Origin of the sequence: Pseudomonas sp. BTN1, assembly GCF_001907715.1 — a bacterium.
Classification (GTDB): Bacteria; Pseudomonadota; Gammaproteobacteria; order Pseudomonadales; family Pseudomonadaceae; genus Aquipseudomonas; species Aquipseudomonas paracarnis.
On sequence record NZ_MPBM01000020.1, the window covers coordinates 32,178 to 56,811 of the forward strand.

Genomic DNA, 24,634 nt, shown 5'->3' on the forward strand with positions numbered 1-24,634 from the left:
CATGAACAGTCGTATCAGCATGGTCCTGGCTGGCTTGCTGCTTATCGGAGCCCTGGTTGCAGGGTATTGGGGCCTGGTGCTGAGCCGTCCGCCGGCACCCGCCGTAGCGCCCTCGCCAACACCTGTCATTTCCGTTGAAAAAACCGTTGCTGTCGTGGAAGACCAGACCCGCCAGCCGGTCGTGGTGCTGGTGCACGCGGTTGCGCCTTTTGTGCCCCTCACCGCTGCCGATGTCGCCGTGGAAAAACTGCGCACCGTGCCGGCTGGCAGCCTGACCAGCGTTGACCAGGCCATCGGCCGCACGCCCTTGCGGGCCCTGGGTGCCGGCACCTGGCTCAATGATGAGAGCTTCACCGCCGGTGGCCCCCTGGCCCGCATGATTCGTACAAACGAACGCGCACTGGCCGTCGCCGTCGATGAGGTCATCGGTGCCGGTGGCCAGTTGAGCCCCGGCGATTACGTCGATGTCTTGCTGTTCTTGCGCCAGGACAATGCCAATGCCGAGCAGTCGGCGCAGGTGGTCATCCCAGCGATTCGCCTGCTCAGCGTCGGCGACCAGTTGGGCTTGGCCAACGACGGCACCCCGGCCGTGCCGCCACCCGCCACCGCCGAAGAACGCGCCCAGGCTGCCCAACGCCGCACTGCCGCGCGCAGTGTGGTGCTGGCGGTGCCCGAACCCTTGCTGAGCCGACTGATGCTCGCCTCCCAAGCCGGCACGCTGCGCCTGGCCGTGCGCAGTGCCGACGAACAATTGCTCAGCCGCTACTGGGCCGGCGAAAGCGACACCCCGGACAAGGTGCAAAGCGCCAACCGCGACCTCTACCAATTCACCCAATTGGCCCTCAGCGGCCCGCCAAAAAAAATCACCCCCGCGGGGGCCGACACCGGCCAGCGTCGGGGCGTCGAAGTGATTCGCGGCGCGGCGGCGGCACAACCTACCCCCTGATTGAACAAGGATGCCTTGAATGAGCCAACGCTACGCTCAATTGGCCTTGGCCTTGATGCTGCCGTGCCTGCCCCTGGGCATGGCGATGGGCGCATCGGGCAACTGCAACACCCTGGGCCAACTGCCCGCTGTGATCGAGGTGGGCGAAGGCTTGCAAACCGAGCTGCAATCGCCGGTAGCGATTACGCGCCTGGCTATCGGCGATCCGAAAATCGCCGACGTGCGGGTCAACGGCGACCGCCACTTTCTGCTCACCGGTGTCGGCAGCGGTGCCACCAGCCTGATGGTGTGGACCGGCTGCTCGACCACGCCGCGTCAGAGCATGGTGTTCGTTAAAGGCAAGGCCACCTCGGCGCTGACCAGCCAATCGCTATCGCCCTCCGAAGACCCGACGCTGCCCAGCCAGGTGCAGACCGATATTCGCTTCGTCGAGGTCAGCCGCACCAAGCTCAAGGAAGCCAGCACCAAGATCCTGGGCATGGGCAACAATTTCTTCCTCGGCAGCCCAAGCTTGCTGTCCCCTTCAGAGGGCATCTTCAAATTGCCGGTGAGCGCTGAGAGCTTCAACATCGGTTTTGGCGGTGGCCGGGTCAAGGCGCTGATCAACGCCCTGGAAAGCAGTGGCTTCGCCTACACCCTCGCACGCCCGAGCCTGGTGGCCATGAGCGGCCAGAGCGCAACCTTCCTGGCCGGCGGCGAAGTGCCGATTCCGGTGCCCAGTGCCGGCAGCGATACCATCACCATTGAGTACAAGGAGTTCGGCATTCGCCTGACCCTCACGCCCACGGTCATCGACCACAACCGCATCGCCTTGAAGGTCGCCCCGGAAGTCAGCGAGCTGGACTACAACAACGCGATCCGGATTGAGGGCATCCAGGTGCCTGCCCTGACCGTCAGGCGCACCGACACCAGTGTGTCACTGGCCGATGGCGAAAGCTTTGTGATCAGCGGCCTGATCAGCAGCACCAACCGCTCCACCATCGCCAAGCTCCCGGGCCTGGGCGATATCCCGATCCTTGGTGCGTTTTTCCGCGACTCCAATATCAACAGCGAAGAAAAAGAACTGCTGATGATTGTCACGCCGCATCTGGTCCAGCCACTGGCTGCCAATGCGCAGTTGCCGTCGCTGCCCGGCGAAAAACTGCGCACCTATGACCCGAATTGGTTCCGGCTGTTCTTCCTGGAAAACGGCAACTTCGACCGTCGCAGTGGACTTTCCCAATGAGCGATAGCCTGAGCCAGACCTTCCTGGCAATCACCCGCAACAGCACCGACCTGGAATGGCTCCAGGGCGCACTGGCGCCCCTTGGCCAAGTGATCAGCGTGGGCGGCGGCAGCCTGGATGAATTGTTGGCACTGGTGGACGTGACCTTCGCCAACCTGGTGTTCGTGGGCCTGGACCGTGAACACCTGGTGGCCCAGAGCGCCTTGATCGAAGGCGCCCTGGAAGCCAAGCCGATGTTGGCGGTGGTGGCCTTGGGCGACGGCATGGACAACCAGTTGGTGCTCAACGCCATGCGTGCCGGTGCGCGGGATTTTGTCGCCTATGGCTCGCGCTCCAGCGAAGTGGCCGGGCTGGTGCGGCGCCTGAGCAAGCGCTTGCCGCCCACCGCGCCGAACGCCCACCTCGGCGGCCTCACCGTGCTCTACGGTGCCCAGGGCAACACCGATGGCGCCTTGCTGGCAAGCCACTTGGCGATGGTGGTGCAAAAAAGCGGCCAGCAGACGCTGATGCTCGACCTCGGCCTGCCCAGGGGCGACAGCCTGGCGCTGCTGGGCCTGGACAGCACCTTCAATTTCGGCGACGCCTTGCGCCACCTGCGCCGCCTGGACGCCACGCTCATCAACAGCGCCTTCACCAGCACCGACGACGGCCTGCGGATCCTTGCCTACGCCGCCAGCGATGAACCCTTGGAAATGACCAGCGCCGCCGAGCTGTACATGTTGCTCAGCGCCTTGCGCCAGCACTTCCAGCACATCGTGGTCAACCTCACCGGGCAAGCGGACAGCGAAGCCCTGCGTACCTTTGTCAGCCACTGCGACAAGTTGCTGTGGTGCACCGACCAGGGCGTGCTCGACTGTCGGCGTAACCTGGCGGTGCTGAACCTGTGGCGCGAAAAAGGCATGAAGCTCGACCATGCCAAGCTGCTCGTCGATCGCTACATCAAAGGCTGTGCCCCCGACACCGAAGCCCTGGAAAAAAGCTTCGGCCTGGAGTGCATCGCCGTGCTGCCCCTGAGCCCAGAAGTGCGCCTGAACGCCAAAAACCAGGGGCAAAGCCTGTTCACCCTGGCCCCCCGCGAAGCGTTGACCCAAGCCCTGCGTCACCTGGGCGAGCGCCTGGCCAAACGTACCGAAGGCTTGGATAAACCCTCGACACGCTGGTTCGAACGCCTGCTGGGGGCGAGTCGATGAACGGCGAAAAACTCTTCGGCGCCCCGGCCCGTGGAAGCGCCGCGCACAACGACCATGATGGCCTGAAACTGGTGCTGCATCGCTACATCATCGATGCCATCGAAGAGTCGGGCCAGAATCTGCTGGAAGGCTCGCGCCAATCCCTGGCGCAATTTGTCATCGACAAAGTAGCCGAATACATCACGCGCATGCACCTGGCGATCTCGCGCTATGAAATGGAGCGCCTGGCCGAGGAAATCGTCGACGAGCTGACTGGCTTCGGCCCGCTGGAAGTGCTGCTGCGCGATGTGTCGATCACCGAGATTCTGGTCAACGGCCCGCACCGGGTGTTTATCGAGCGTGACGGAGTACTCCATCAGAGCGATCTGCGTTTTATCGACGCGCACCATGTAGAACGCGTCATGCAGCGCATTCTCGCGCCCCTTGGAAGGCGCCTGGATGAGTCGTCACCGATGGTCGATGCGCGCTTGCCAGATGGCAGCCGGGTCAATGCGATCATCCCGCCGATTGCCCTGGACGGCCCCTGCCTGTCGATCCGCAAGTTTCGCAAGGACATGCTCAAGAGCAGCGACCTGGTGGCGATGCAGACCATCGACCACCCTATTTTCGAGTTCTTCCAGGAAGCGGTGGGCAAGCGCTGCAATATCCTCATCAGTGGCGGCACAGGCACCGGCAAGACCACGCTACTCAATATCCTCAGCCAATTGATCAACCCCCACGAACGCCTGGTCACCATCGAAGACGTGGCCGAGCTGCAACTGGGCCACCCCCACGTGGTGCGCCTGGAAACCCGCCCGCCCAATGCCGAGGGGCATGGCGAGGTCAAGGCCAGCGACCTGATTCGCAACGCCCTGCGGATGCGCCCGGACCGCATCATCCTTGGCGAGATCCGTGGCGTCGAAGTGCTCGACGTAATGACGGCCATGAACACCGGTCATGACGGTTCCATGAGCACGGTGCACGCCAACAATGCCCAGGACGCGCTATTGCGCCTGGAAACCCTGGTGGGTCTGACCGGCCGTGTGGTGGCGGAGAAAACCCTGCGGCAGATGATCTGCGCCGCACTGGATGTGGTGATCCAACTGACGCGCCTGCCCGATGGGCGCCGTTGCGTCAGCGAGGTGGTAGAAGTGGTGGGCGTACGCGACGACGTGTATGTCACCAACACCCTGTTCCGCCTCGACCGCCGTACCGGTTTTGGCTTCCTGCGCGAAGCGCTCAACCCGGCCGGCGACAAGCTGCGGCGTGAATCGGCATTGCCGTTGTAGAGAGGGCTTATGACCGGACTTGTCTTGCTGCTCATTTGCATCCTGCTGATCAGCCTGTCCGTCTGGCTGTTCCAGCGAGGGCTGCGCCAGGCCGGTACCGATCGGGTGCTGGAGCGGCTCAGCGACGGCCAGCCGGTGCCCCAGGAGCCGAACGGCAGCTGGGTCGCGCTGGAGCGCATGTTCCAGCGCGCCGGCCTGGGCAAGCCCACCGACCGCCTGGGGTTGTGGCTGAGTGGCTGGACCGCGGGCATGTTGCTGGGCTATCTGCTGGCCGGCGGGCTAGGCCTGTTGGCCATGCTGATCCTGCCGCCGCTGCTGTTGCGGGTGTATATCGCCTGGCGCTACCAACGGCGAGTGCAGCGCATGGTCGAACAATTACCGCAGCTGCTGGACCACAGCGTGCGCAGCCTCAAGTCTGGGCGCACCCTGGCAGACGCCGTTCTGGGCGCAATCGACAGCACCGAAGCGCCGCTCAAACAGGCGATGAGCCGCATCCAGCGTAACGTGCAAATGGGCGTGAGCCTGCCGGAGTCGGTCAGCGACTTTGCCGAGTTTTACGAACGCGATGAGTTCCGCCTGTTTGCCCTGGGCCTGAAGGTCAACCACCGCTACGGCGGCAACGCCAGCGAGCTGCTGGAAAACCTGATCAAGATGATCCGCGAGCGCGAACAGGGTGCGCGCCAACTCAAGGCCATGACCGGCGAAACGCGCATGACCGCCTATGTGCTGGCGGGCTTGCCCATCGCCATGGTCGGCTACTTTTTGATGGTCAACCCAGGCTACCTGATGAGCATGTGGAACGACGGTACAGGGCGCTACCTGCTGCTGGCCGCGGTGGCGCTCGACATCACGGGCACCTTCGTCATGTGGCGCATGTTGCGGAGTATTTGAGATGGCCATCCTGATCTGCATCCTGCTGTCGCTCGCCGCCGTCGCCTTGATCGTCGGCAACCTGCTGGAGCAGAAGCGCCGTCAACGCTTGGTCAGCCAACGCCTGCAAGGCCAACTGACCCGCGAGGACAAACTCGGCAGCCTGATGCGCCAGTTGGGCGCCAGCGCCGTGGCCCAGCGCTCGGTCAGCCTGGACAACGAAACCCAGACCCTGCTCAACCGCGTCGGCTGGCGCAAAGCCAACCAGCGTTCCATGTTTGCGGCTTTCCAGATCGGTGTGCCCATCGTGCTACTGGGCTTGACCCTGCTCGGCCAGCAACTGCTGTTCCCCCATGCTGGCTCGCCCTGGATTGCCCCGGCAATTGCCCTGGGCATCGGTTACCTGCTGCCCAAACGCATCCTGGCCCTCAGCGCGAAATACCGCCAGGAGCGCATCGCTCGGGAAATTTCCACCTTCATTCCGTTGCTGCGCATCCTGTTCGAATCCGGCATGGCAGTTGAGCAATCGCTGCGGGTGTTGAGCACCGAAGCCCAGCGCTTGCTGCCAGACCTGACCCATGAACTGCGGCTGGTCCTGGCAAGGGTCGACTCGGGTCTGGAGCTGTCCGAAGAGTTGGGCAAGACCGCACGCCTGCTGGCCGTGGATGAGTTCACCGACACCTGCATCATCCTTCAGCAGTTGATCCACCAAGGCGGCGGTGCGATGAAATCCCTGCTGGCCCTCAAGCAGTTGCTCGACGACCGCCGCCTGACCCGCCTGCAGGAATACATTTCGAAGATGTCCGCGAAGATGTCCGTGGTGATGATGGTGTTCCTGTTTCCCGCCTTGCTGATCGTGCTGGGGGGGCCGGCCATGATCGCCATCTCCCGAGCCTTGAATAATTTTTGAGGAGCCTGCCATGAAACCACTGATCGTCGCCTTGAGCCTGCTGATGCTGGGCGGTTGTGCCAGCAATGGCCAGGTTCCGTGGGCCGGGTTGCTGGCGCCGGGCAGTTGCCCCAAGCCCAGCGCCGACCAGGAGCTGTCGCTGAACCTGGCCGATGACATGGCCAACGAAGGCAAGCTGCACGCCAGCCTCGCCAACCTGCAGAACCTGCCCAGCACCCTGCCCCAGGTTCGTCAACGCCAGGCCCGTGCCTATCGCTTGCTGGGCCGTGCTGACGCCGAGCCGTTGTACCGCAGCCTGCTGGGCACCTGTCTGGCCGCCGACGGTGAGCACGGCCTGGGGCAACTGGCATCGGCCAAGGGCGACAACGGCCAGGCCATGGCTCACCTGCAACGTGCGGCACGGCTGGCGCCCACCGACGAAAAAATCCGCAATGACCTGGGCGTGGTGTACCTCGATCAACGGCGCCTGGACGACGCACGCTTTGAATTCATGACCGCCATCGAGCTCAAGCAAAGCGATCAACTGGCGGCAGTGAACCTGGTGACCTTGCTGATCTATCAGGACAATTGGGAGCAGGCCGCGAAAGTGGTCGGCCAACTCGGGTTGAGCCCTGATCAGGTGACCCGGGCCCAGGCACGGGCGCAACACCTCAAGGAAGCTGGCACGGCACCGCAGCGTCCAGTCAAAGATCAGGTAGCGGCGGTCAGCGACACGCTGCCGGCCTCTGTGAAATAGGGAGTCGATGATGAAATTCCACCACCTTGCCGGCCTTGCCTGCCTGGCGCTGCCCCTCCTTGCTTCGGCCATCGAAGCGGGGCCATCTTCACCCCGGCAGGCAGAAACGGAAAACTGGATGGCGCTGCAACTGAGCGGGCGTGCAGCCTCGGCCAACCCGCAAAAAACCACGCCGGCAGAACGCGAACAGGCGCTCAAGCGCTGGCTGGACAGCAACAAGCATCCAATCCCGGAGTTTTTTGATCAGAAAGTAGGCGGGACTGCGCAGGGCAGCAAATAAAATCCCCCCTGTAGGAGCGAGCAAGCTCGCTCCTACAGGGGGCGGTGCTAGTGCGCCGTTACTCGCTGGCGCATCGCCGAGTTGTTCGGTGACAACGCCAGCGCCAACTGCGTGCGGTTGTGCATATGGGTCAGGCGTAATACCTGGGACACATACAGCTTGACCGTGTTCTCGGTAATCCCCAGCTCACAGGCAATCTGGTAGTTGGTCTGGCCCTTGCCCACCAGGCGGGCCACATCCAACTGGCGCGGTGACAGTTGATTGAAGATCGCCGGGATCTCCAACGGCCCGGCTTCATCGGCCGAAGGGTCCCCGTCATGGTCCTGGGGCGTCGGGTTTCGGCGCACCTTGTCCAAGTCCATATACAAGTCGTTGATGGATTCGGACAGGTACTGCAGCTTCTGGTTGAGCGTGCCCAGCTGCAGGTCTTTCTGCCGCTCCTCCAATGCCACTTCCTGGCGCTTGAGGCCCTCGAGCAATTCATCGAGGTTGATCGGCTTCTGGTAGTAATCAGCGATGCCCGCACGCAGGGCCTTGATCACATCCTGCTTGTCGGCGCGCCCGGTAAGCATGATCGCTTCGAACGCGCGATGTTTGCCGGCGATGCGTTGCAGCGCCTGCACCAGCTCGATGCCGTCCATGTCCGGCATATGCAGGTCACACAGCACTAAACCGATCTGAAGGTCTTCCTTGAAACGCTGGACAGCTTGCTCACTGGACTCGCACGGGACACAACGGTACCCGCTGCTTTCAAGAAATTCACAGAGCTCCTCTACGATTAAGGGTTGATCGTCGACTACGAGCACTTTTACTGCGGACGTAAGCTTGTTCACGCGCTACTCCATGCCTGGCAAGCCAAATGATGACCTATCCTTTCTGACGAAAATTCCTACACAACTCCTGATTAAACGTAGACGTACTTTCCGACTATGTACATAGCATTAATCAACTCGCGCGACTGATGGATCCAAAACCAGCTGCCGGCAAAACCTGTCAAAACGAAGGGCGCAAAAGGCTGTTTTGTTGACGCTTGCCCTCCCCGTTCAACGCGGTTTGAGCTAAGCCCTTGATGCATAAGTGTCCAGGCCACCATGGCGATGCCCGCACCGATCAACGCCCCCAGCAGGTACTCGATATTGGAGGCCAGCCCCAGGGCGGCGAGCAACTTCACATCTCCCGCGCCAAAGCGGCCCAACGCATAACCCGGCAAAGTCAGCACCAACGCCAAGGCCAAGGCCAGCCCCCCCTCGCTGCGAGGCGCGCCCAGCCACGTCGACCCCGCCCACAGCAGGTAGATCAACGCCAGCAGCCCAACGCCCAGGGTCAGCGTATTGGCAATCTGGCGCTGGCGAATATCCTGCACGGCACATACGCCCAACCACAGCACAATCACTAGCGTCTGGATCACGTAAAAAACATCCCTTTTGGCTGAATGATTCTATGCTGATATCAAGTACTCGCCTCAGGGTAGACGCAGTCATGAAATCGAGCCTCCCGAGAAAGCAAAAAGGTGCTGCGGCGATCGAGTTTGCCTTGGTCTTCGTGATTTTCTTTGCGGTGTTCTACGGCATGCTCAGCTACAGCTTGCCATTGCTGTTGATGCAGTCATTTCACCAGGCGGCGGCTGAAGGGGTACGCCGCAGTGTGTCCCTGGACCCAATCACTGCAGGTGCAGGCTATTCGGCCCTGGTTGTGCAACGCGCCAAGGATGCCGCCCAGGCCCAATTGAACTGGATCCCCGGCTCACTGAAATTCTTGCCCGGCTATATCACCGCCACCTACACCAATAATTTGCTGACGGTGAAGATCACCTACCCCTCGGCCAATATCAAAGCGGTCCTGCCGGCCCTGGTATTGCCCGGGGTGGGCACCGTACCCAACCTGCCCACCAACCTCACTGCTACCTCGAGCCTTCAGTTTTGACGACGGGGGATAAATTGTTCGCACGCCTGCGCGGACGCAGCAGCGCCCTGGCCTTGGACGCGCCAGCAACACCCGCGCCGGGCCTGCAAGTGCAATTGGACAACCTGGGTCGGGTGCTGAGCATCTCAGGCACCTTGAGGCCTTTGCTTGCCCAGCATCTTGCTAACGCGCCCAACCCGCCCTTGCAGACCTTGCTGTGTGCCGATAGCGCACTGAGTGTCGAGGGCACGCCGCAGGAGTGGCAACGACACGGCCTGGACCTCGACTTTCAGGGCGCTGCCGGCCAGGTCCTGCATACCCGCGGCTGGATCGAGCCGGAGGGTGACGGCTGGGCCCTGCACCTGCTGGACATCACTGACCTGCTGGCCGACCGAGTACGGGTGCAGCAACGCGAACAGAACCACCAACTCGCCGCCCTGATGAGCGAACAGCTGCGCGTGTGCAGCCCCAACCGCCTGCCCCAGGTGTTCAGCGAACACCTGCGCAGCGTGGCCCAGCGCTGGCACATCCCCTGCGTCGCCATGGCACTGCTCGACGAAGATGACCAGGGCTGGCGCATCTACAGCCACTACGCCGCCCACGACGCCCCGGCCTTATGGCAAACCGGGCAACACCTGGGCACCAGCCTGGACAGCATCAACGGCAACACGCCACTGAGCCTGGACATTGTCCAGGGGCGCAGCGACAACCCGCGCCTGCACGGTGTATTTGGCAATGCCGACGGCTTCCTGGTGCCGTACCGCGACAGCCATGGCGCCGCCGCGTGGCTGCTGTGTGGTTTTTATAACGGCCAGGCACACCACACCGGCGAGCGTGACTGGCTGAACCTGTGCGCAGCACTCGCCGCGCCGCTGCTGGGCCGCCTGCGCGAACAGCGTCACCACCAGCAACTGGAACGGGTTGAAGCCCTGCAAGGCCTGCTCGGCACTGGCTGGTGGGAACTGTTGCCCGCCACCCAGGAGATCCAGCTGGCGCCACAATTGCTGCGCAACCTGAGCCTGGACGAAGGCCCCACCCGCCAACCTCTCGGCACCTGGCTCGAACTTATCCACCCCGCCGACCGCCAGGCCCTCGACAGCCGCCTGAAAGACCTGCAAGCCCTGGGCAAGCCACTGCTGACCAGCGTGCGCCTGCAACGCACCGAGTCCGAGCAGTCGCCCCTGTGGTACCGCATACAAGGCCAAGTGCTGGGCGCCGGCAATGAACGGCGCTGGATCGGCTTCATGCTCGACATCAGCGACATCCAGAACCAGCAACTGCAAGCCGCCGCCGCCCATGCGCGCCTGGACAACCTGATCGCCAGCTCACCGGCCGTCATCTATGTGCAGCGCTACGTCAACGGCGCGCTGCACCCGGCGTTTTTCAGCGCCAGCCTGTTGCCGCTGCTGGGCTGGACCTTGGCCGATTGCAACCACGACACCCTGGCGGCGCTGATCCACCCCGACGACCGAGAACGCTACTTCGAACGCACCCGCCAACTGCTGCGCGAAGGCAACGTGCGCAGCCGCTACCGCCTGCGCGACAAACAAGGCAACTACCACTGGCTGCTCGACGAAGCCAAGCTTTTGCGCGACGACCTCGGCCTGCCGGTGGAAGCCGTAGGCCTGTGGCTGGACGTCACCGAAGCGACCCTGGCCGCCGAGCAGGTGCGCCAAAGTGAAGAACGCTACCGCATCCTGGTAGAAGACTCGCCAGCGATGATCTGTCGCTACCGCCCCGACCTGATCCTCACCTTCGGCAACACGCCGCTGGCCAATTACCTGGAATGTCGGCCCGAGCAATTGCCAGGCATCGACTTGGGCCAGTGGCTGTCGGATGAACAACGCGCCGCCTTTGTACAGCGCATCCAGCAACTGACCCCGGAATTCCCGGTGAGCACGGCGGAAATCAGCCTGCAACTGCCGGGGCGCGAACATGCCTGGTGGGTGTGGTCGGACCGTGGCGTCTTCGATGAACAAGGCGCCCTGATCGAGGTGCAGGCCGTGGGGCGCGACAACACCGAAGTACGCCGCTCCCAGCAGCAACTGACCCAAAGCGCGAAAATGGCCACCCTCGGCGAAATGGCCACCGGCCTGGCCCATGAGATCAACCAACCGCTGAACGTGATGCACATGGCCGTCGTCAACGTGCTCAAGCGCCTGGGCAATGGCGATGTGCAAATCGACTACCTCACGGAAAAACTCCAGCGCATCGACGCCCAGGTGCAACGTGCAGCACGGGTGGTCGACCATATGCGCGTGTTCGGCCGCCGCTCGGAAATCGAGCAGCAACCGTTCGACCCGGCGCAGGCGCTGGAGGGCACTCTGTCCCTGCTCAGCGAAGGCCTGCGCGGCAAAGGTGTGGACGTGCGCATCAGCCCTGCGGACTTCTCGGTGCAGGTCAAAGGCTATGTCGACCAGCTGGAGCAGGTGCTGATCAACCTGATGGTCAACGCCCGTGACGCATTGCTCAGCCAACGAGAAAAAGACCCTGCCCTGCGCCCCTGGATTGCCCTGCACAGCGAGCACGACAGCCAGCATGTGCGTATCTGGGTCGAAGACAACGCCGGCGGGATAGACCCGCGCTTGCTGGAGCGGATTTTCGAGCCCTTCTTTACCACCAAGCCAATCGGCGTCGGTACCGGACTGGGGCTCTCGGTGAGCTATGGGATTGTGGAAAATATGGGTGGGCGCTTGAGCGTTACCAACGGCGAGGCCGGCGCGAAATTCTGCGTCGAGTTACCCATCGCGCAGCACTCAATCAGCTAACCACGATGCGAAGCGAGCCGCTGTAAAAGCGGAACCCTAAGCGGCCGTTACCGCAGGTGGATATGTATTCGGTATAGGTATAACTGTGTCGACTGGCAGGCCGCTATCGCAGGCAAGCCAGCTCCCACATTTGGAACGCGGTGCGTCAGATAGACCAACAGGCTAAATCACCAGATAAGCCCGGCCCATATGGCAGGTGAGATTGGCGCCGACTTCGGCGTTGCCCAGGTTAATGCCCAAGGCGCTGAGCAAGCCATCCACAATCGGGTCTAGTATTGGCGACAATACGCTTTTGATCGCGGTGACCAGCGTATTGGTGATGGTGGAGAGTAAACCCGAGACCGCCGGCAGGATTCCACCCGGAGAGCTTCCGGCTGGGGGAACGTAATTCACTTGAATAGCCCCTAAGGTATTGACCAATCCTTTGACCACTTCTGTCGAGGGAGGAACAGATTTATAAGTGGGTGTCAGATTCATATCGTTGACTGGAGAAAACACTAGAGCTTGCTCCCCCCCGCCAACCTTTGCGTGAACAACCGATAAGGATAAGCTCCCACCTACACCAGCCTTACGTGGGCCACAGCCGAATATTCCCTTGCATGTCTGCACACCGATATCAACAAGTGCTACTGGTTTCACATCAGCTTCCACTGCTGAGGAAAATGCCTGTACCGGATCCACTTTCCCTACCGACACATCTGCAAGCGCAGTCTCAACCTGAACGGTCAGTGATTTCGCCGCATTGCTCGCACAATTGAAATCCGTGACATGACTCTTCGCGCTCGCCACCTCGATATTGATGTCCAGGCCGCTCAACAACTGAACATCCGTATGGTCACAAGGCTTTAAAATCAGGCACAAGAGTGGATCCAGCAGGCTCACCAAGTTTAAATGCAGCAAGTTATTCACGACACCTGTCACCGGCGTCGTTATAGCGGAGACCGCAGACGTCAATCCATTGATACCGTTCAGCACGGGCAGTTGAACAGACACCAAAGTCCGCACTTGCGCAGTGCGTACAAAAATCTGATCGGTCGGCGGGCTCTTTTTCAAACCTTCCTTGGCCAACAACGGATTGCCAATCGCCGACAGCTGCGGTGGCTCAATCACTTTAGTCTGGATCGAAACGTTACCGACCAACGGAATGTTCAGTTGCGCCGCCGCACTCACCGCATTCTTGCTACTGGACAACTGCGCTACCGCTTCCAGCAGTTGAAACAATTGCACGTTGCTGTTCAGCGCCGCTGTCGGCGTGCCGGTGGCGATGTCGACCAGGTCTCCCACCGTTAACAGCTTGCTGTTAGGTGCAATGGCTTGAATCGAAATCACGTCATTGATGACCGCCGTGGCCGCCGCGCCGTTTTTCTGCAAGACCTTCACAGCAGCGTCGATCAGTTGAGTCGCCGAGACCGCGGTACTGAGCAAGGCATCGTAGTCACCGGCCTTCACGTTCAGGTTGATCGCTAGTTGGTCGAGGTAACTGAGCAGGTTGACGTTGGTCTGCAGCAAGCCGTTCCAACCCGCCGCCGTGAGCGAAAGGTTGCCGCCGAGCAGGTTGCCGATCACCAGGTTGAGCAGCGGGGATTTGCCTGAATCGACGCTGGCCAGGCTGCTGCGGATCGACAACTGCGCCACGGGCGGCGGTGTCGCCGCGACGGCGGTGGCGCTCAAGTTGATCTGCGGGTTGATCGGCGCGCCGCTGAACAGGTTCCACAGGCCATTGGCGATGCTGGTCAGGACGGTGCGCGAGGCCACCACGCGGATTGCGTCGCTCTTGGTGGCATCGGCGCTGAACACACGGGTGTTGAGGGCGTTGGTCGCCAGGGTGCCGCATGTCACCGCCAGGGTGCTGCCATTACCGACCACAAAACCGTTGCGCGCCGCATTTTGCGTGGCATAGGCGTTCGCGGTGGTGTTGGTACCGCACTGGCCACCCAGACCAGCGGCTTCCAACGCCGAGGTGTCGGCGACGGATTGCAGCTTGCGCTTTTCCAGATACAAGCGCCCGCTGTCGACCGCCAGCAACGTGAACACCAGAGCCAAGGCCAAGGTGCCTGCCGCCATCAAGCCTATTGCACCACGCTGTCTGGAACCGAATCGGGGAGACATCGAAGCACTCCTGCGCTAACTCTCCGTTGCACTGGAGTGTAGACAAGGCTTCGACAGGTTGCTGGCAACTCGCCACATTGGCGACTGGCGGAGATGCCCTAGTACTGTAGGAGCGAGCTTGCTCGCTCCTACAGGGAGATCAGCGCGGCGGGTAGTTGGAGAGGATCTTGGTCACAGTGCTGCGGATGGCCTTGTTGCGATCCTCGGGGTTTGGCGTGCTGGCCATCATTTGTTCGTCGCTGCCGCGCCACACCAGTTTGCCGTCCTTGCCGTCGAGCAGGTCGATCTGGATGGTCGCCACTTTGTAGGTGATATTGCGCGTTTCGTTGTACATCGGCGCGCCCCAATAACCATTCCACGGGCCGCCCCAGGCACCGCCATAGTTGGTGGTGACTTGCTGCTGGCGGTCTTCGACAATCAAATAGGCCTGCACATTCAGGTCTGCCTTGGTACCCGCCGCCGCAGGACGCAAACCGCGCTGATCCAGCTGTTCGCCCACGGCCTGGCGGATGCGTTGCTCGGTGAGGTCGCTCTTGATTCGCGGGTCATCGGGACGGTACTGCAACGCCGGGTCTTTCCAGGCCCAATTGCGATAGGCGCCGAAGTCTCGGCTGGCGTCGAAATCATGGTTGACCTGGTTGCTCTGGCAACCGCCCAGCAACATGACAACAGCAAGTGCAGCGATGCGACGAAGCATGGTGCTCTCCAAAAAACAACGTGGGCCTGTAATGAGAATAGCTGCTAACTGGGTGGATAGGCGGCCATTGCCTTCTGCATCGCCTTGCGCAAGCTATCGGCGCGTTCGCTCAGGCTGCCCTGGCTGGTGGTTTCGGCGCTGGTGCTCCACACCGGCTGGCGGGTGCGCGCATCGAACAGGCTGATACGCGCCACGGCCACTGTCACTTCATAGGTACGCACCACAGGCACGCTGTTGTACATGCCATAACCATTGCCATAACGGTTGTAGCCACCGTAGCCATACCCGTAATCATCCTGGACCTGGCGCAGGCGTTTTTCCAGGCGTACATCAGCGCTCACCAGCAGGTCGGGCGCACGCTTGTCATGCAAGGGACGCAAGCCACGCTGGTCGAGAGCGCTGCTGACCGCCTCGGCAATCTGCGCCGAATCGGCCCAGGCCGTACCCGCCGGCAACTGGCCGTTGAGCCAGCCCCAACTGCGGTAGGCGCCATAGTCGCGTACCGGCGCGGGGTAAGCGCTGGCATCAAAGGTAGTGGCTGCCTGGGCGGGCGCCGGCGGCATCGGTGCCGAACTGGCGACGTAAGGGTTGGGGCTCGAACAAGCCCCAAGACCTAAAGACAACAGGATTAAACCGAGACGACGCATGTCGACCTCCCACGCTGGGCCGCTTAAACCGGGCGGCAGATCCAGTGCAAATATCGCCCAAGCCCGGCAAAGCTTGGGTGACGACGGTGAGCGAGCTCCATCTCCAACAAGTCCTGCAGGTTGGCGCGCGCCTGGAATTCCACCGGCATATAGTCGTGGAACACCCGCACGCCACTTTGGCTTTCGACCTGCCACAGCCCTTCGAGTTGCGTCGCCAACTCCCGTGGGTCCAGGGGTTGTTGCGGCGTCAGGCTCTGCTTTTCGCCGGCCATGTCGTTCTTGCGCATTTTGCGGAAGTGGCCTTTGAGCAGGTTGCGGTAGATCAACGCATCACGGTTGTAGAAGGCCAGGGACAACCAGCCCCCCGGCAGCGTCAGTTGGTGCAGCACCGGCAGGATGGCGTGGGGCTCGGCCAACCACTCCAGCACGGCATGACACAGCACCAGATCGTAAGGCTCGGTGAGTTGGCCGAGCAAGTCCTGCCACGGTGCATGAATAAAGGTCGCGGTCTGGCCGGCGTCAGCAAAGCGCTGACGCGCCCCTTCAAGCATCGGCGCAGCGGGTTCGGCCAGGGTTACCTCGTGGCCCTGCTCGGCCAGCCACAGCGACATATGCCCCAGGCCTGCACCGATATCCAGCACGCGCAATGGGCGTTGCGGCAAGGCTTCTACCAGGTCGGCCTGGAGCACCGCCAGGCGAATCGCGCCCTTGGCGCCGCCGTAGATCTTTTCGGCAAAGCGCGTGGCCAACTGGTCGAAATGACGATCACTCATGGGCAAACCGCCGTTCGCTATCGGCCAGCTTGGCGCGCACCACTTCGTTCATATCCAGGCCCAGTTCACTGCACAGCAGCAGCAGGTACAGGACGATATCACCGACCTCTTGGCCCGCATGGGCGAGTTTATCGGCGGGCAGTTGGCGGGATTGGTCTTCGGTGAGCCATTGGAAGATTTCCACCAGCTCGGCCATTTCCACGCTGGCAGCCATGGCCAGGTTTTTCGGGCTGTGAAACTGTTTCCAGTCATTGGTATCGCGAATGCGGTGCAGCCGTTCGGTGAGGTGTTCGAGGTTCATGCGGGGGCTCCTGAATGGGTATAGCTTACCCCATGACGGGACGCGGAGCGTCCCAGGCGGCGTTCCCACGCAGAGCGTGGGAACGATCAGCGATCAGTCGACAACGCTGAATTCGAGCCTGGCGGTTTGACCGGCTTCATCCAATACGCTGAGCTGATAGCGGCCCAGCCGTTCAAAACTGGCATTGATGCTGTCCTGATTGGCGCTGTCGCCCAACGGCGCACCATTGAGGAACCACCAACGCCGGCCACTGCCGCCCAGGGCGGAGATGTTCAGGCGCAAGGCTTGCTGACTGGCAGCGGGCAGACGCAATTGATCGCCCTCGCGTACGCCTACGATGGACAACGGCGATGACGCGGCCAGCGCCGGTGGCGGGCAGTCCGGGTCAGCCGCCGGGATGCGCGCTTCGCGGCGTTCAACCCTGGGTAACCAAGGCTCCAGCGGTGCCGGCCATAGGGCAATGCTTTTGGAGGTTGCGCCAGGACAATGGGCATCGACCCGCAAGCCTTTGGTGTTAACCCAGATGCTTTCCATCAAGCCCACACTCAAGGGTTGATCCAATGCCTGCAAGGTCGGCGGCGTGGTGTTGTCCAGGGTCCAGGCAAAACGCTGGCGGCGGCAGTTGGGGTCGCTGCGGCTCATGGGCTGGCCCAGCGGCCAACAGATCGCCGCCACGCCGATATTGGCAGGCACCGGTTTGACCGGCGCACTGATGCCGCGCTGGCTGTCGCGGTTGGTCAGCACGTCGTGCACCTGCAGCATCAACGGCGCTGCCGACGCCAGGCCGAATTGCCCGGGTACCGGCGTGCCATCGGGCCGGCCGATCCATACGCCGATCAGGTAACGCGGGCCTACGCCAATCGCCCAGGCATCGCGAAAGCCGTAGCTGGTACCGGTCTTCCACGCCAGCACCGGGCGTTGGACCAGCTCGGCACGCGGGTCGCGGTCGGGCCGCGCCTGGCCGCTGAGGATGCGCCGCACAATCCACGCGGCGCCGGGCGACAGCAACGGCCGCTCCCTGAGCGCATCGTCCGGTTGCAACCGCAGGGTGGCGCTCTTGCCATCGCGGGCCAGGGCGCTGTAGCCACTCACTAGGTCCTCCAGGCGACTGCCCGCACCGCCGAGAATCAACGCCAGGTTCGGCTCGGCCAATGCCGGCAACGCCAACGGCATGCCACCGATGCGCATCTGCGCGGCAAAGCGCTTGGGCCCGTAGGCTTCCAGCAGTTGCACCGCCGGCAGGTTCAACGAGCTGGACAACGCCGTGCTCGCAGGCACCGCGCCGGTAAAGCCCATGGAAAAGTTGCCAGGGCGGTAGTCACCATAGCGTCGAGGCACATCCTGCAAGAGGGATTCAGAGTGAATCAGGCCGTCGTCCAACGCCATCCCGTAGAGAAAAGGTTTCAAGGTGGAACCGGGCGAACGCAGTGCGCTGATCATGTCCACATGGCCAAAGCGCTTGGTGTCGTTGATATCCACCGACCCCAGGTAGGCGCGCACCGCCATGCTTTCTTCTTCCACCACCAGGATGGCCGCCGAGGTGTGTTCCGGCAGGCGTGCGCGCCAGCCCAGCAACAGGTCTTCCAGACGGCGTTGCAGGGTGGCATCCAGGGTGGTGCGAATCAGCGGCGGGCTGTCGGGGCGGTTCAGCCGGCGTGCGAGCAGAGGCGCCAGGCTAGGTTCCAAGCGTGGGGCGAGCAGCAGGGGTTCTTCCAGGGCTTCATCAACCGCCGATTGCGGCCATACCTGAAACTCGGCCAGGCGGCGCAGCACTTTGTCGCGGGCCTCCTGGGCGCGCTGCGGATGACGGTCCGGGCGCAAACGGCTTGGCGCCTGGGGCAACACCGCGAGCAACGCGGCTTCGGCGTGAGTCAGCTGTGATGGTGACTTGCCCAGGTACGCCCAGCTCGCCGCCGCCACGCCCTGCAGCGTGCCGCCGAAAGGTGCGCGGTTCAGGTACAGGTTGAGGATTTCGTCCTTGGACAGGTGCCACTCCAGCTGCGCGGTACGCCACAGCTGGCGTAACTTGCCGTGCAGGGTGCGTGAATGTGGGTCGAGCAGGCGCGCAACCTGCATCGACAAAGTGCTGCCGCCGGACACCACCCGCGCGCCGCTCAGGTTTTGCCAGGTCGCACGCACCAGCGCCAACGGGTTTACGCCGGGGTGTTGGTAGAACCAACGGTCTTCATAGGTGAGCAACGCGTCGAGGTAATAAGGCGATACTTCGCTGGTGTGTACCGGGTAGCGCCATACGCCATTGGCATCGGCAAATCGCCACAGCGGTGTGCCATCTTCGGCCAGCACTACCCGGGCCAGGTCGTCCTGGGGCAGGGGCAAGGGCCAGATACGATCGGCCAGCCATAGCAGGGCAACCACCAACACCACACAACCCAAAGCCCAGCGCAATAACTGTGGGAGCTGGCTTGCCTGCGATAGCGCAGGATCAGTCAACTTATCCACAACTGCCCCACCGCTATCGCCGGCAAGCCAACTCCCACATTGGGCCGCGTACATCCGGACGTGATTAAACTAAAACTCAAACGGGCAAACCTCTATGCTTGCAGGGAACTCGCCTGCGTTATCGACAACCAAAGGCACAGTTACGCCCACCTTCTCATCAGGACACGCACATGCAGGTAGAAAGCTTTTTCGAATGGTTGGGCCAGGCGCTCGGTTCCGTCATCCGTTTTATCGTCGACGGGCTCAGCGGTTTGTTCGGGGCCTTGACCCACGCCGGCGGCAACTTTATCGACGGTTTGTCACGCACCTTGGGCATGGACACGTCGATCATCAGCATCATCACCCTGATCGTCGGCCTGCTGTTCCTTTACTCGGCGGTACGCGCCTTTATGCGGGCCTCGATTATCGTCGGGATCATCTGGCTGATGCTGGGGCTGTGGTTGCTGAGCTGGGTCGTACACTGATATTACAACCACTCGATTCTCCTCTGTAGGAGCGAGCTTGCTCGCGAAAAACTCACAGACGCCGCGTTAATCCAGGAAACCCGCGTTATCGTTGACGTTTTTCGCGAGCAAGCTCGCTCCTACAGTGGCTTTCAGCGGCCCTTGATCACCATATCCACTGGCGTCTCACCCACTGCCTGCCAGTTCGGCCGATACATCGACTCCACCTGCGGCGGCGGCACGCGGTAAGTTCCCGGTGTCACCGCACGCGCCAGGTACAGCAAGTGCGTGGTGCCATAGCCATCCAGATTCATCGCTGCCACATAGCGATCGTCCCTGAACTCCTGGTGCTTGAGCGAGGCATTCTGCATCGACTCACGCCACTCTTTCACTTGGCTGCTGGCGTTCTCAAGGCTCGCCGCGCTTTGGGCCAGGTTCTGGTTTTCCAGTTCCAGGCCGGCAGGCAACAGGTCAACCACCAGAGCATCCGGTACGCGTTGCTTGGCGCTGACCGCCAAGTGCACCAGTACCAGATCACCGCTGTTGAGGTTACGCAGGTTCAACGGCTGGCCGTTCATGCCCAGGTATTCGCGGCGGATACTCAGGTTGTTGCCACCGGCCGCTGGCGGCACGTGTGGATAACCCGAGACCGTCAATTGCTGGTACACCGGCGCTTCACCCTGATTGCTCAAGGCCAGGTCGCTGGACAACAACTTGCCGTCCAACTCCAACGTCGATTGCTGGTTGTTCAACTCACGCACACCGCCGCTGCCGGTGAGCGACACTTGCCAGTTCGCTTGCGGCTTGGCGAACCCGAGGCGCCCAGCCAGGAACAGGGAATTACGCTCCTGGGTCGACAGGTACGGGCTGGCGGCCAACTGATCCGACAAGGTGAACAACCGCTCCTCGCGCTGGCCCTTGGCCAAGTCGTTCTCCTCCAGCAATGCCAGGATCATCGCCTGGTCGCGCAACGGGCTGCCGTAGTCGGCCAGCCACTCATTGGCATTGCGCTGCGCTGCCAAGCCAGCCAACAACGCCTGATCCGCACGGGGCTGGTCACCCATTTTCTGCAGGGCAATGGCCAACTGCACCAGCGGTAAGCCGGAGCGTGCGTCGCTGCGCCGTTCGAACAGGCTGCGCAACGCGCCCAATGGCGCCTGCTGACTGCGCGCCAACACCATGCCGGCATACGCCTGCACGGCAAACCGGGTGTGTTCGGCGTTGTCGCTGTAATCCACCTCGATCAGATTACGTTCCTGCACATACCGCAACAGGCGCTCGCTGGCCTTCTTCAAGGCTTCAGGCGGGACGGCAAAACCCTGGTCGCGGGCGCGCAGCAGGAAGTCGGTGACATAGGCGGTCAGCCAATATTCTTCCTCGCCATCGGCGCCCCACAAACCAAAGCTGCCGTTGTAGCGCTGCATGCCCAGCAGGCGCTCAATGCCCAACTCGATCTTGCGCTTGCGCTCGGCATCCGGCTCGCCCTTGATACTCAGGCGCTTGAGCAGCGCGTCGTCGGCGTACAGCGACGGGTACAAGCCACTGGCGGTTTGCTCCAGGCAACCGTAGGGGTACGCCTTGAGTGCACTGATCTGCGCGCCCAGGTTCAACGGCGGCCGGCTCGACAGGCTCAACAGCGCCTCACGCCCCGAGGCATCGAATTGATCCAGTGCGCCCGACGGCAAGCTCCACGGCTGATCCTTGAGCACTGCGCGGTAATGCTTGAGCAAGGCCGGGTACGCCGGGCGTACGCCCAAGGTCCATTCGCGGCTGAACGGCGGCAGGTTTTCACCCGGCAAGTCCAGGCCGTTGACGGTGACCGTGACCTTGCCCTGGCCGAGCCCGCCCCAGGCTTGTACCGGAATACGCAGGGTGGTGCGCTGACCTTGCTTGAGCTCAACCGATTGCGCGCCACTGTTGACCAACTGCAGCTGACCTTGCGCGGTCAATTGCACATCGAGTTTCTGGGCCTTGCCCGACAGGTTGGAGAGGTCCAGGGCCAAGGTGGTCTGGTCGCCTCCTGCCAGGAAGCGCGGGGCCGACAACTCGGCAATCAGCGGGGCGGCGATCACGGTCTTGCCTTCGGCCATACCGTAGCGATCATCGCTCCAGGCTTGGGCCATCAGGCGCAGTTCGCCGTTGAAGTCGGGAATATTGACGCTGACTTCACCCTCGCCTTTGTCGTTCAGAGTCACCGGAGCGCTTTGCAGGGCAACGATGGTAACGCTGGTGTCCGGGCGCTTGCCGCCTTTGGCCAATGCCGCGTCGCCACCAAATGCCAGGCTGGCCAGGCGCCCTTGACCGGCTTCGATCAGTTGCCCATAGATGTCGAATTGGTCGACGCCATAGGCTTTGCGGCCAAACAGGCTGGCGTACGGATCGGGCGTTGGGTATTCGGTGATATTGAGGATGCCCACATCCACCGCCGCCAGCAGTACGTGCACCTGTTGGGGCACGCTGCCATCGGCGTTTTTGGCGGCGATCTTCACCGTCAGCGGTTGTTTGGGGCGCATTTTTTCTGGCGCGGTGAGGGTCAGGCCGAGTTTGCGCTGGGTACGATCCAGCGGCAGGTGCAGCAAGCCCACGGCGCGTTTAGGCGTGATGTTGGCTTTGCGCTCGCCCGGACGAATCACCAGGGCGCTTACATACAGATCGTGGCGCGACCATTTCGGGTCGAGCTTCACCGCAAAGCTTTTGCCTTCGGCCGGCACGTCGATTTCCTGCCACCACAGCGGACCTTCGGCAGACTCCACCAACAGGTAGCCTTTACCGGCAGCCGGTGGCGTGACGGTGACGTTGGCGGTGTCGCCATCACCATAGGCGGGTTTGTCCAACGCCAGCTTGACCTGGTCGGGGCGCACGGCACCGCCTTCGGTGTTGTCCTGGGCCTGGTAGCCGGCCCAGAAACGCAGGCTGCTGACCAGCCCGGTCTGCGGGTCTTCGACCTCCACGCGGTAAGGGCCCCACTCCACCTGGAAGCTGACCTTGGCGGTGTCGCCAGCCTTGATGTTCAGGCTCTGCTCATCGAGATTGAGGAATTTCTCGTTGAAGTGGTAGCTCCAGCCGTCATTCTCCGAGTAGTTCCAGTAGTAGTCGCGGCGCTCACGCACCAGGCGCACCTTGAGGTCTTGTGCGGCCAGTTTCTGACCGTCCTGGTTGGCCACCAGCACTTCGAATTCCACCGGGCCATCGCCGTTGGTTTCCTTGCCATCAAACAGGCCACGCAGGCCCGGCAACTGCTCGGCCGGCCAGATCGGCTGCACCAGGCGCCGGGTAATCGGCCGCCCGCCGGACTCTTGCAGGCTGGCTTGCACGATCAGTTGCAACGGCGATTTGGCCTCGGCCCACTTGCTTTCCAGGGTCAGCGCTTGCTCACCATTGGCGTCGAGTACGCTTTCGTCCAGCTCGAAATCCTGGCTCAGCTCTTCTTCCGTGACGGAACCGAACTGGTAGCCCGGCAGGGATTTGACCGCCTCACGCAGTGGGCGCACGTACACCTGGCCACTGACGCGGTTACCGGACGCGGGCGCGCCGTAGAGGTAACGACCGTTGACCTGGATGACCGGGTTATCCGCCGGGCTCAACGCCGTGTCACTGCCCTTGAGTTCCAGCGCCAGGCGTTCGGGCAGGAAGTCTTCGACGAGAAATTCATACAGTTGCGGCTTGCCGTCACCGAGGTCGAATACCAACTGCCAGCGACCGGTCGGCGCCTCGCCGGCCAGTTGCAACGGGTATTGATACAGGCCGGACGCGTCGGCCTCCCACACGAACTTGCGGCTCACCTGTTCATCCGGGCGCCGTACTTCGACGCTGACCGGTTGCGGCTTTACCGCCTTGCCATCCTTGTCACGCAACAGCGCGTTGAGCAGCACGGTTTCGCCGGGGCGATACAGGTCACGCGGGCCGAACACAAAGAACTGCAACGGGTGAGAGGGCTGCCCGCCGATATCGAACTCGGCGAGGTCCAGCGCGGCGCTGTCCAGGCGCAGCAGGCTGGTTTGCTCGCCCTGCTTGGCCAGTAACACCTGGGCTTTTTTCGGCAGTGGCAACTCGGCGTGGCCACCGTCTTCGGTCTTGCCCTGTCCGAGCACACGGCCTTCGGCATCGAGGATTTCCAGTTCGACGCCGTTGAGTGCCTTACCGCCTTCCAACGCCTGGGTAAACACATCCAGGCGATTGGCATAGCGGTGCACCGACAGACCGATATCACTCAAGGTGAACAGGGTGGCCGGTTGCGAATAGTTGTAGGTGCCCGAAGCACGCATCACCGCCAGGTACACGCCCGGCTGCTGCAACTGCTTGAGGCCGGCAATCGGCAGCAGCAGGGTTTCGCGGGTATTGCGCGCCGGGTTCAGGTCGAAACGCCCGCCGTAGACCAGCTCGGCCATTGGCAGCAGTTCACGGGACTCATAGCTTTGCAGGCTGGTATTACGCCCCCACTGCGCCAGGAATGACGGCAGGGATTCGGGTTTGATCCGGAAGAATTCCACGTCGATCTTGTCGACGTTCAACGCGATCACCGGCAGGCCCTCGGCCAGGCGCGTCGGCAACAGGGTGCCGCGGCTGGCGAAGCCGACGGTGGCTTGCAGGTCGCGGGTTTCCAGGCGGGCGTTGTATTCGGCGGCGAGGGTGTTGCCGTTGACTGCCTTCACCCCGGCGTCCACGGTCAGCACCAGCTTGCGCTGCGGCTCAAGGTGGCGCAGGCGCAATTCCATCAGGTTATCGGACAGTTCCCAGGCGCCATCGACCTTGCCGGACTTGCTGTCTACCAGGTGCAGCTTGTCGGCGAACTTCTGATCCGGATCCAGAGGAATGGAAAAGCTCACCGACAAGGTGCTGGCCCCGTCCAACTGCACCTCGGACACGTCCACCACGCTCAGCTCGCGCCCGGCATAGCGTTGCTTCAACGCTGCCACGTCCACCGCAGCTTTCACCGGCTTCGGCGCTGCCGCCACAGTGGGCGCAGGCGGTGCAGCGGGTTTATCGGAAGAATCGCAAGCGCTCAGCAGGGCCAGCGCGCAGGCCAGGAACAGTCCTTTGTTAAGCATGGGGCACTCATAGTCAGAGGGAACCGAGGGGTGAACTATATATCAGCGCCGACCAAGCCGC

The 24,634-nt window shown here is 62.3% G+C and carries 20 protein-coding genes; 11 read left to right on the forward strand and 9 right to left on the reverse strand.

Annotated features, from left to right (window positions below):
- Nucleotide 1: 1 nt before the first annotated feature.
- Genes cpaB through BMH52_RS09450 form a run of 8 tightly spaced genes read left to right on the forward strand, consistent with a single transcriptional unit; the run spans nucleotide 2 to nucleotide 7,425 of the window.
- Nucleotides 2–946 carry a Flp pilus assembly protein CpaB gene (cpaB, locus tag BMH52_RS09415; protein WP_073843471.1) on the forward strand — a complete coding sequence of 315 codons (945 nt, stop codon included), beginning with the start codon at nucleotides 2–4 and terminating at the stop codon, nucleotides 944–946.
- 19 nt (nucleotides 947–965) lie between these two features.
- The gene (locus BMH52_RS09420; RefSeq protein ID WP_072434933.1) at nucleotides 966–2,171 is read left to right on the forward strand and encodes a type II and III secretion system protein family protein; all 1,206 of its coding nucleotides are present in this window, start codon (nucleotides 966–968) and stop codon (nucleotides 2,169–2,171) included.
- On the forward strand, nucleotides 2,168–3,361 hold the full coding sequence (locus tag BMH52_RS09425) for a Flp pilus assembly protein TadZ (protein WP_014716752.1): 1,194 nt from the start codon (nucleotides 2,168–2,170) through the stop codon (nucleotides 3,359–3,361). The genes BMH52_RS09420 and BMH52_RS09425 overlap by 4 nt, the downstream gene beginning before the upstream one ends.
- Nucleotides 3,358–4,629 (forward strand): CpaF family protein, encoded by a 1,272-nt coding sequence (locus BMH52_RS09430; RefSeq protein ID WP_014716751.1) that lies wholly within the window; start codon nucleotides 3,358–3,360, stop codon nucleotides 4,627–4,629. Before BMH52_RS09425 ends, BMH52_RS09430 begins: the two co-directional genes overlap by 4 nt.
- Nucleotides 4,630–4,638: 9 nt before the next feature.
- Nucleotides 4,639–5,520 carry a type II secretion system F family protein gene (locus tag BMH52_RS09435; protein WP_073843473.1) on the forward strand — a complete coding sequence of 294 codons (882 nt, stop codon included), beginning with the start codon at nucleotides 4,639–4,641 and terminating at the stop codon, nucleotides 5,518–5,520.
- Between the two features lies 1 nt (nucleotide 5,521).
- Nucleotides 5,522–6,409 carry a type II secretion system F family protein gene (locus BMH52_RS09440; RefSeq protein ID WP_019818343.1) on the forward strand — a complete coding sequence of 296 codons (888 nt, stop codon included), beginning with the start codon at nucleotides 5,522–5,524 and terminating at the stop codon, nucleotides 6,407–6,409.
- Nucleotides 6,410–6,419: 10 nt separating this feature from the next.
- Nucleotides 6,420–7,145, forward strand: coding sequence for a tetratricopeptide repeat protein (locus tag BMH52_RS09445; RefSeq protein WP_019818344.1), 726 nt, complete (start codon nucleotides 6,420–6,422; stop codon nucleotides 7,143–7,145).
- A 10-nt stretch (nucleotides 7,146–7,155) separates the two neighbouring features.
- On the forward strand, nucleotides 7,156–7,425 hold the full coding sequence (locus BMH52_RS09450) for a DUF3613 domain-containing protein (RefSeq protein ID WP_003188221.1): 270 nt from the start codon (nucleotides 7,156–7,158) through the stop codon (nucleotides 7,423–7,425).
- Nucleotides 7,426–7,472: 47 nt separating this feature from the next.
- Here BMH52_RS09450 and BMH52_RS09455 read toward each other — a convergent pair whose 3' ends face one another.
- Both BMH52_RS09455 and BMH52_RS09460 read right to left on the reverse strand, forming a co-directional pair.
- A complete protein-coding gene (locus BMH52_RS09455) occupies nucleotides 7,473–8,258 on the reverse strand; it encodes a response regulator transcription factor (RefSeq protein WP_014716747.1) in 786 nt (261 codons plus the stop codon).
- Nucleotides 8,259–8,329: 71 nt separating this feature from the next.
- Nucleotides 8,330–8,833, reverse strand: coding sequence for a prepilin peptidase (locus BMH52_RS09460; RefSeq protein WP_014716746.1), 504 nt, complete (start codon nucleotides 8,831–8,833; stop codon nucleotides 8,330–8,332).
- A gap of 71 nt (nucleotides 8,834–8,904) precedes the next feature.
- Here BMH52_RS09460 and BMH52_RS09465 point away from each other — a divergent pair, with 71 nt between their 5' ends.
- Together BMH52_RS09465 and BMH52_RS09470 are read left to right on the forward strand one after the other, a co-directional pair.
- Nucleotides 8,905–9,348: a TadE family protein gene (locus BMH52_RS09465; protein WP_060767980.1), complete on the forward strand. Its 444-nt coding sequence runs from the start codon at nucleotides 8,905–8,907 to the stop codon at nucleotides 9,346–9,348.
- Nucleotides 9,345–12,095 carry a PAS domain-containing sensor histidine kinase gene (locus tag BMH52_RS09470; protein WP_073843475.1) on the forward strand — a complete coding sequence of 917 codons (2,751 nt, stop codon included), beginning with the start codon at nucleotides 9,345–9,347 and terminating at the stop codon, nucleotides 12,093–12,095. Before BMH52_RS09465 ends, BMH52_RS09470 begins: the two co-directional genes overlap by 4 nt.
- A gap of 162 nt (nucleotides 12,096–12,257) precedes the next feature.
- Here the strand turns inward: BMH52_RS09470 and BMH52_RS09475 are convergent, their stop codons facing one another.
- The 6 genes from BMH52_RS09475 to pbpC form a co-directional block, all read right to left on the reverse strand.
- The gene (locus BMH52_RS09475; protein WP_032904910.1) at nucleotides 12,258–14,204 is read right to left on the reverse strand and encodes a pilus assembly protein TadG-related protein; all 1,947 of its coding nucleotides are present in this window, start codon (nucleotides 14,202–14,204) and stop codon (nucleotides 12,258–12,260) included.
- A 139-nt stretch (nucleotides 14,205–14,343) separates the two neighbouring features.
- Nucleotides 14,344–14,901 (reverse strand): DUF4136 domain-containing protein, encoded by a 558-nt coding sequence (locus tag BMH52_RS09480; protein WP_014716741.1) that lies wholly within the window; start codon nucleotides 14,899–14,901, stop codon nucleotides 14,344–14,346.
- Between the two features lie 44 nt (nucleotides 14,902–14,945).
- Complete coding sequence (locus BMH52_RS09485) at nucleotides 14,946–15,548, reverse strand: DUF4136 domain-containing protein (protein ID WP_014716740.1); 603 nt, start codon at nucleotides 15,546–15,548, stop codon at nucleotides 14,946–14,948.
- A gap of 23 nt (nucleotides 15,549–15,571) precedes the next feature.
- A complete protein-coding gene (locus tag BMH52_RS09490) occupies nucleotides 15,572–16,321 on the reverse strand; it encodes a methyltransferase (protein ID WP_014716739.1) in 750 nt (249 codons plus the stop codon).
- Entirely contained in the window at nucleotides 16,314–16,622 is a 309-nt protein-coding gene (locus BMH52_RS09495) for a MazG-like family protein (RefSeq protein WP_003188211.1), read from the reverse strand. Before BMH52_RS09495 ends, BMH52_RS09490 begins: the two co-directional genes overlap by 8 nt.
- 93 nt (nucleotides 16,623–16,715) lie before the next feature.
- A complete protein-coding gene (gene pbpC, locus BMH52_RS09500; RefSeq protein ID WP_240048534.1) occupies nucleotides 16,716–19,007 on the reverse strand; it encodes a peptidoglycan glycosyltransferase PbpC in 2,292 nt (763 codons plus the stop codon).
- Nucleotides 19,008–19,252: 245 nt separating this feature from the next.
- Between pbpC and BMH52_RS09505 the strand changes: the two genes are divergently transcribed.
- Nucleotides 19,253–19,546, forward strand: coding sequence for a hypothetical protein (locus BMH52_RS09505; protein ID WP_003188208.1), 294 nt, complete (start codon nucleotides 19,253–19,255; stop codon nucleotides 19,544–19,546).
- Between the two features lie 131 nt (nucleotides 19,547–19,677).
- Here the strand turns inward: BMH52_RS09505 and BMH52_RS09510 are convergent, their stop codons facing one another.
- The gene (locus BMH52_RS09510; protein WP_073843479.1) at nucleotides 19,678–24,573 is read right to left on the reverse strand and encodes an alpha-2-macroglobulin; all 4,896 of its coding nucleotides are present in this window, start codon (nucleotides 24,571–24,573) and stop codon (nucleotides 19,678–19,680) included.
- Nucleotides 24,574–24,634 lie beyond the last annotated feature (61 nt).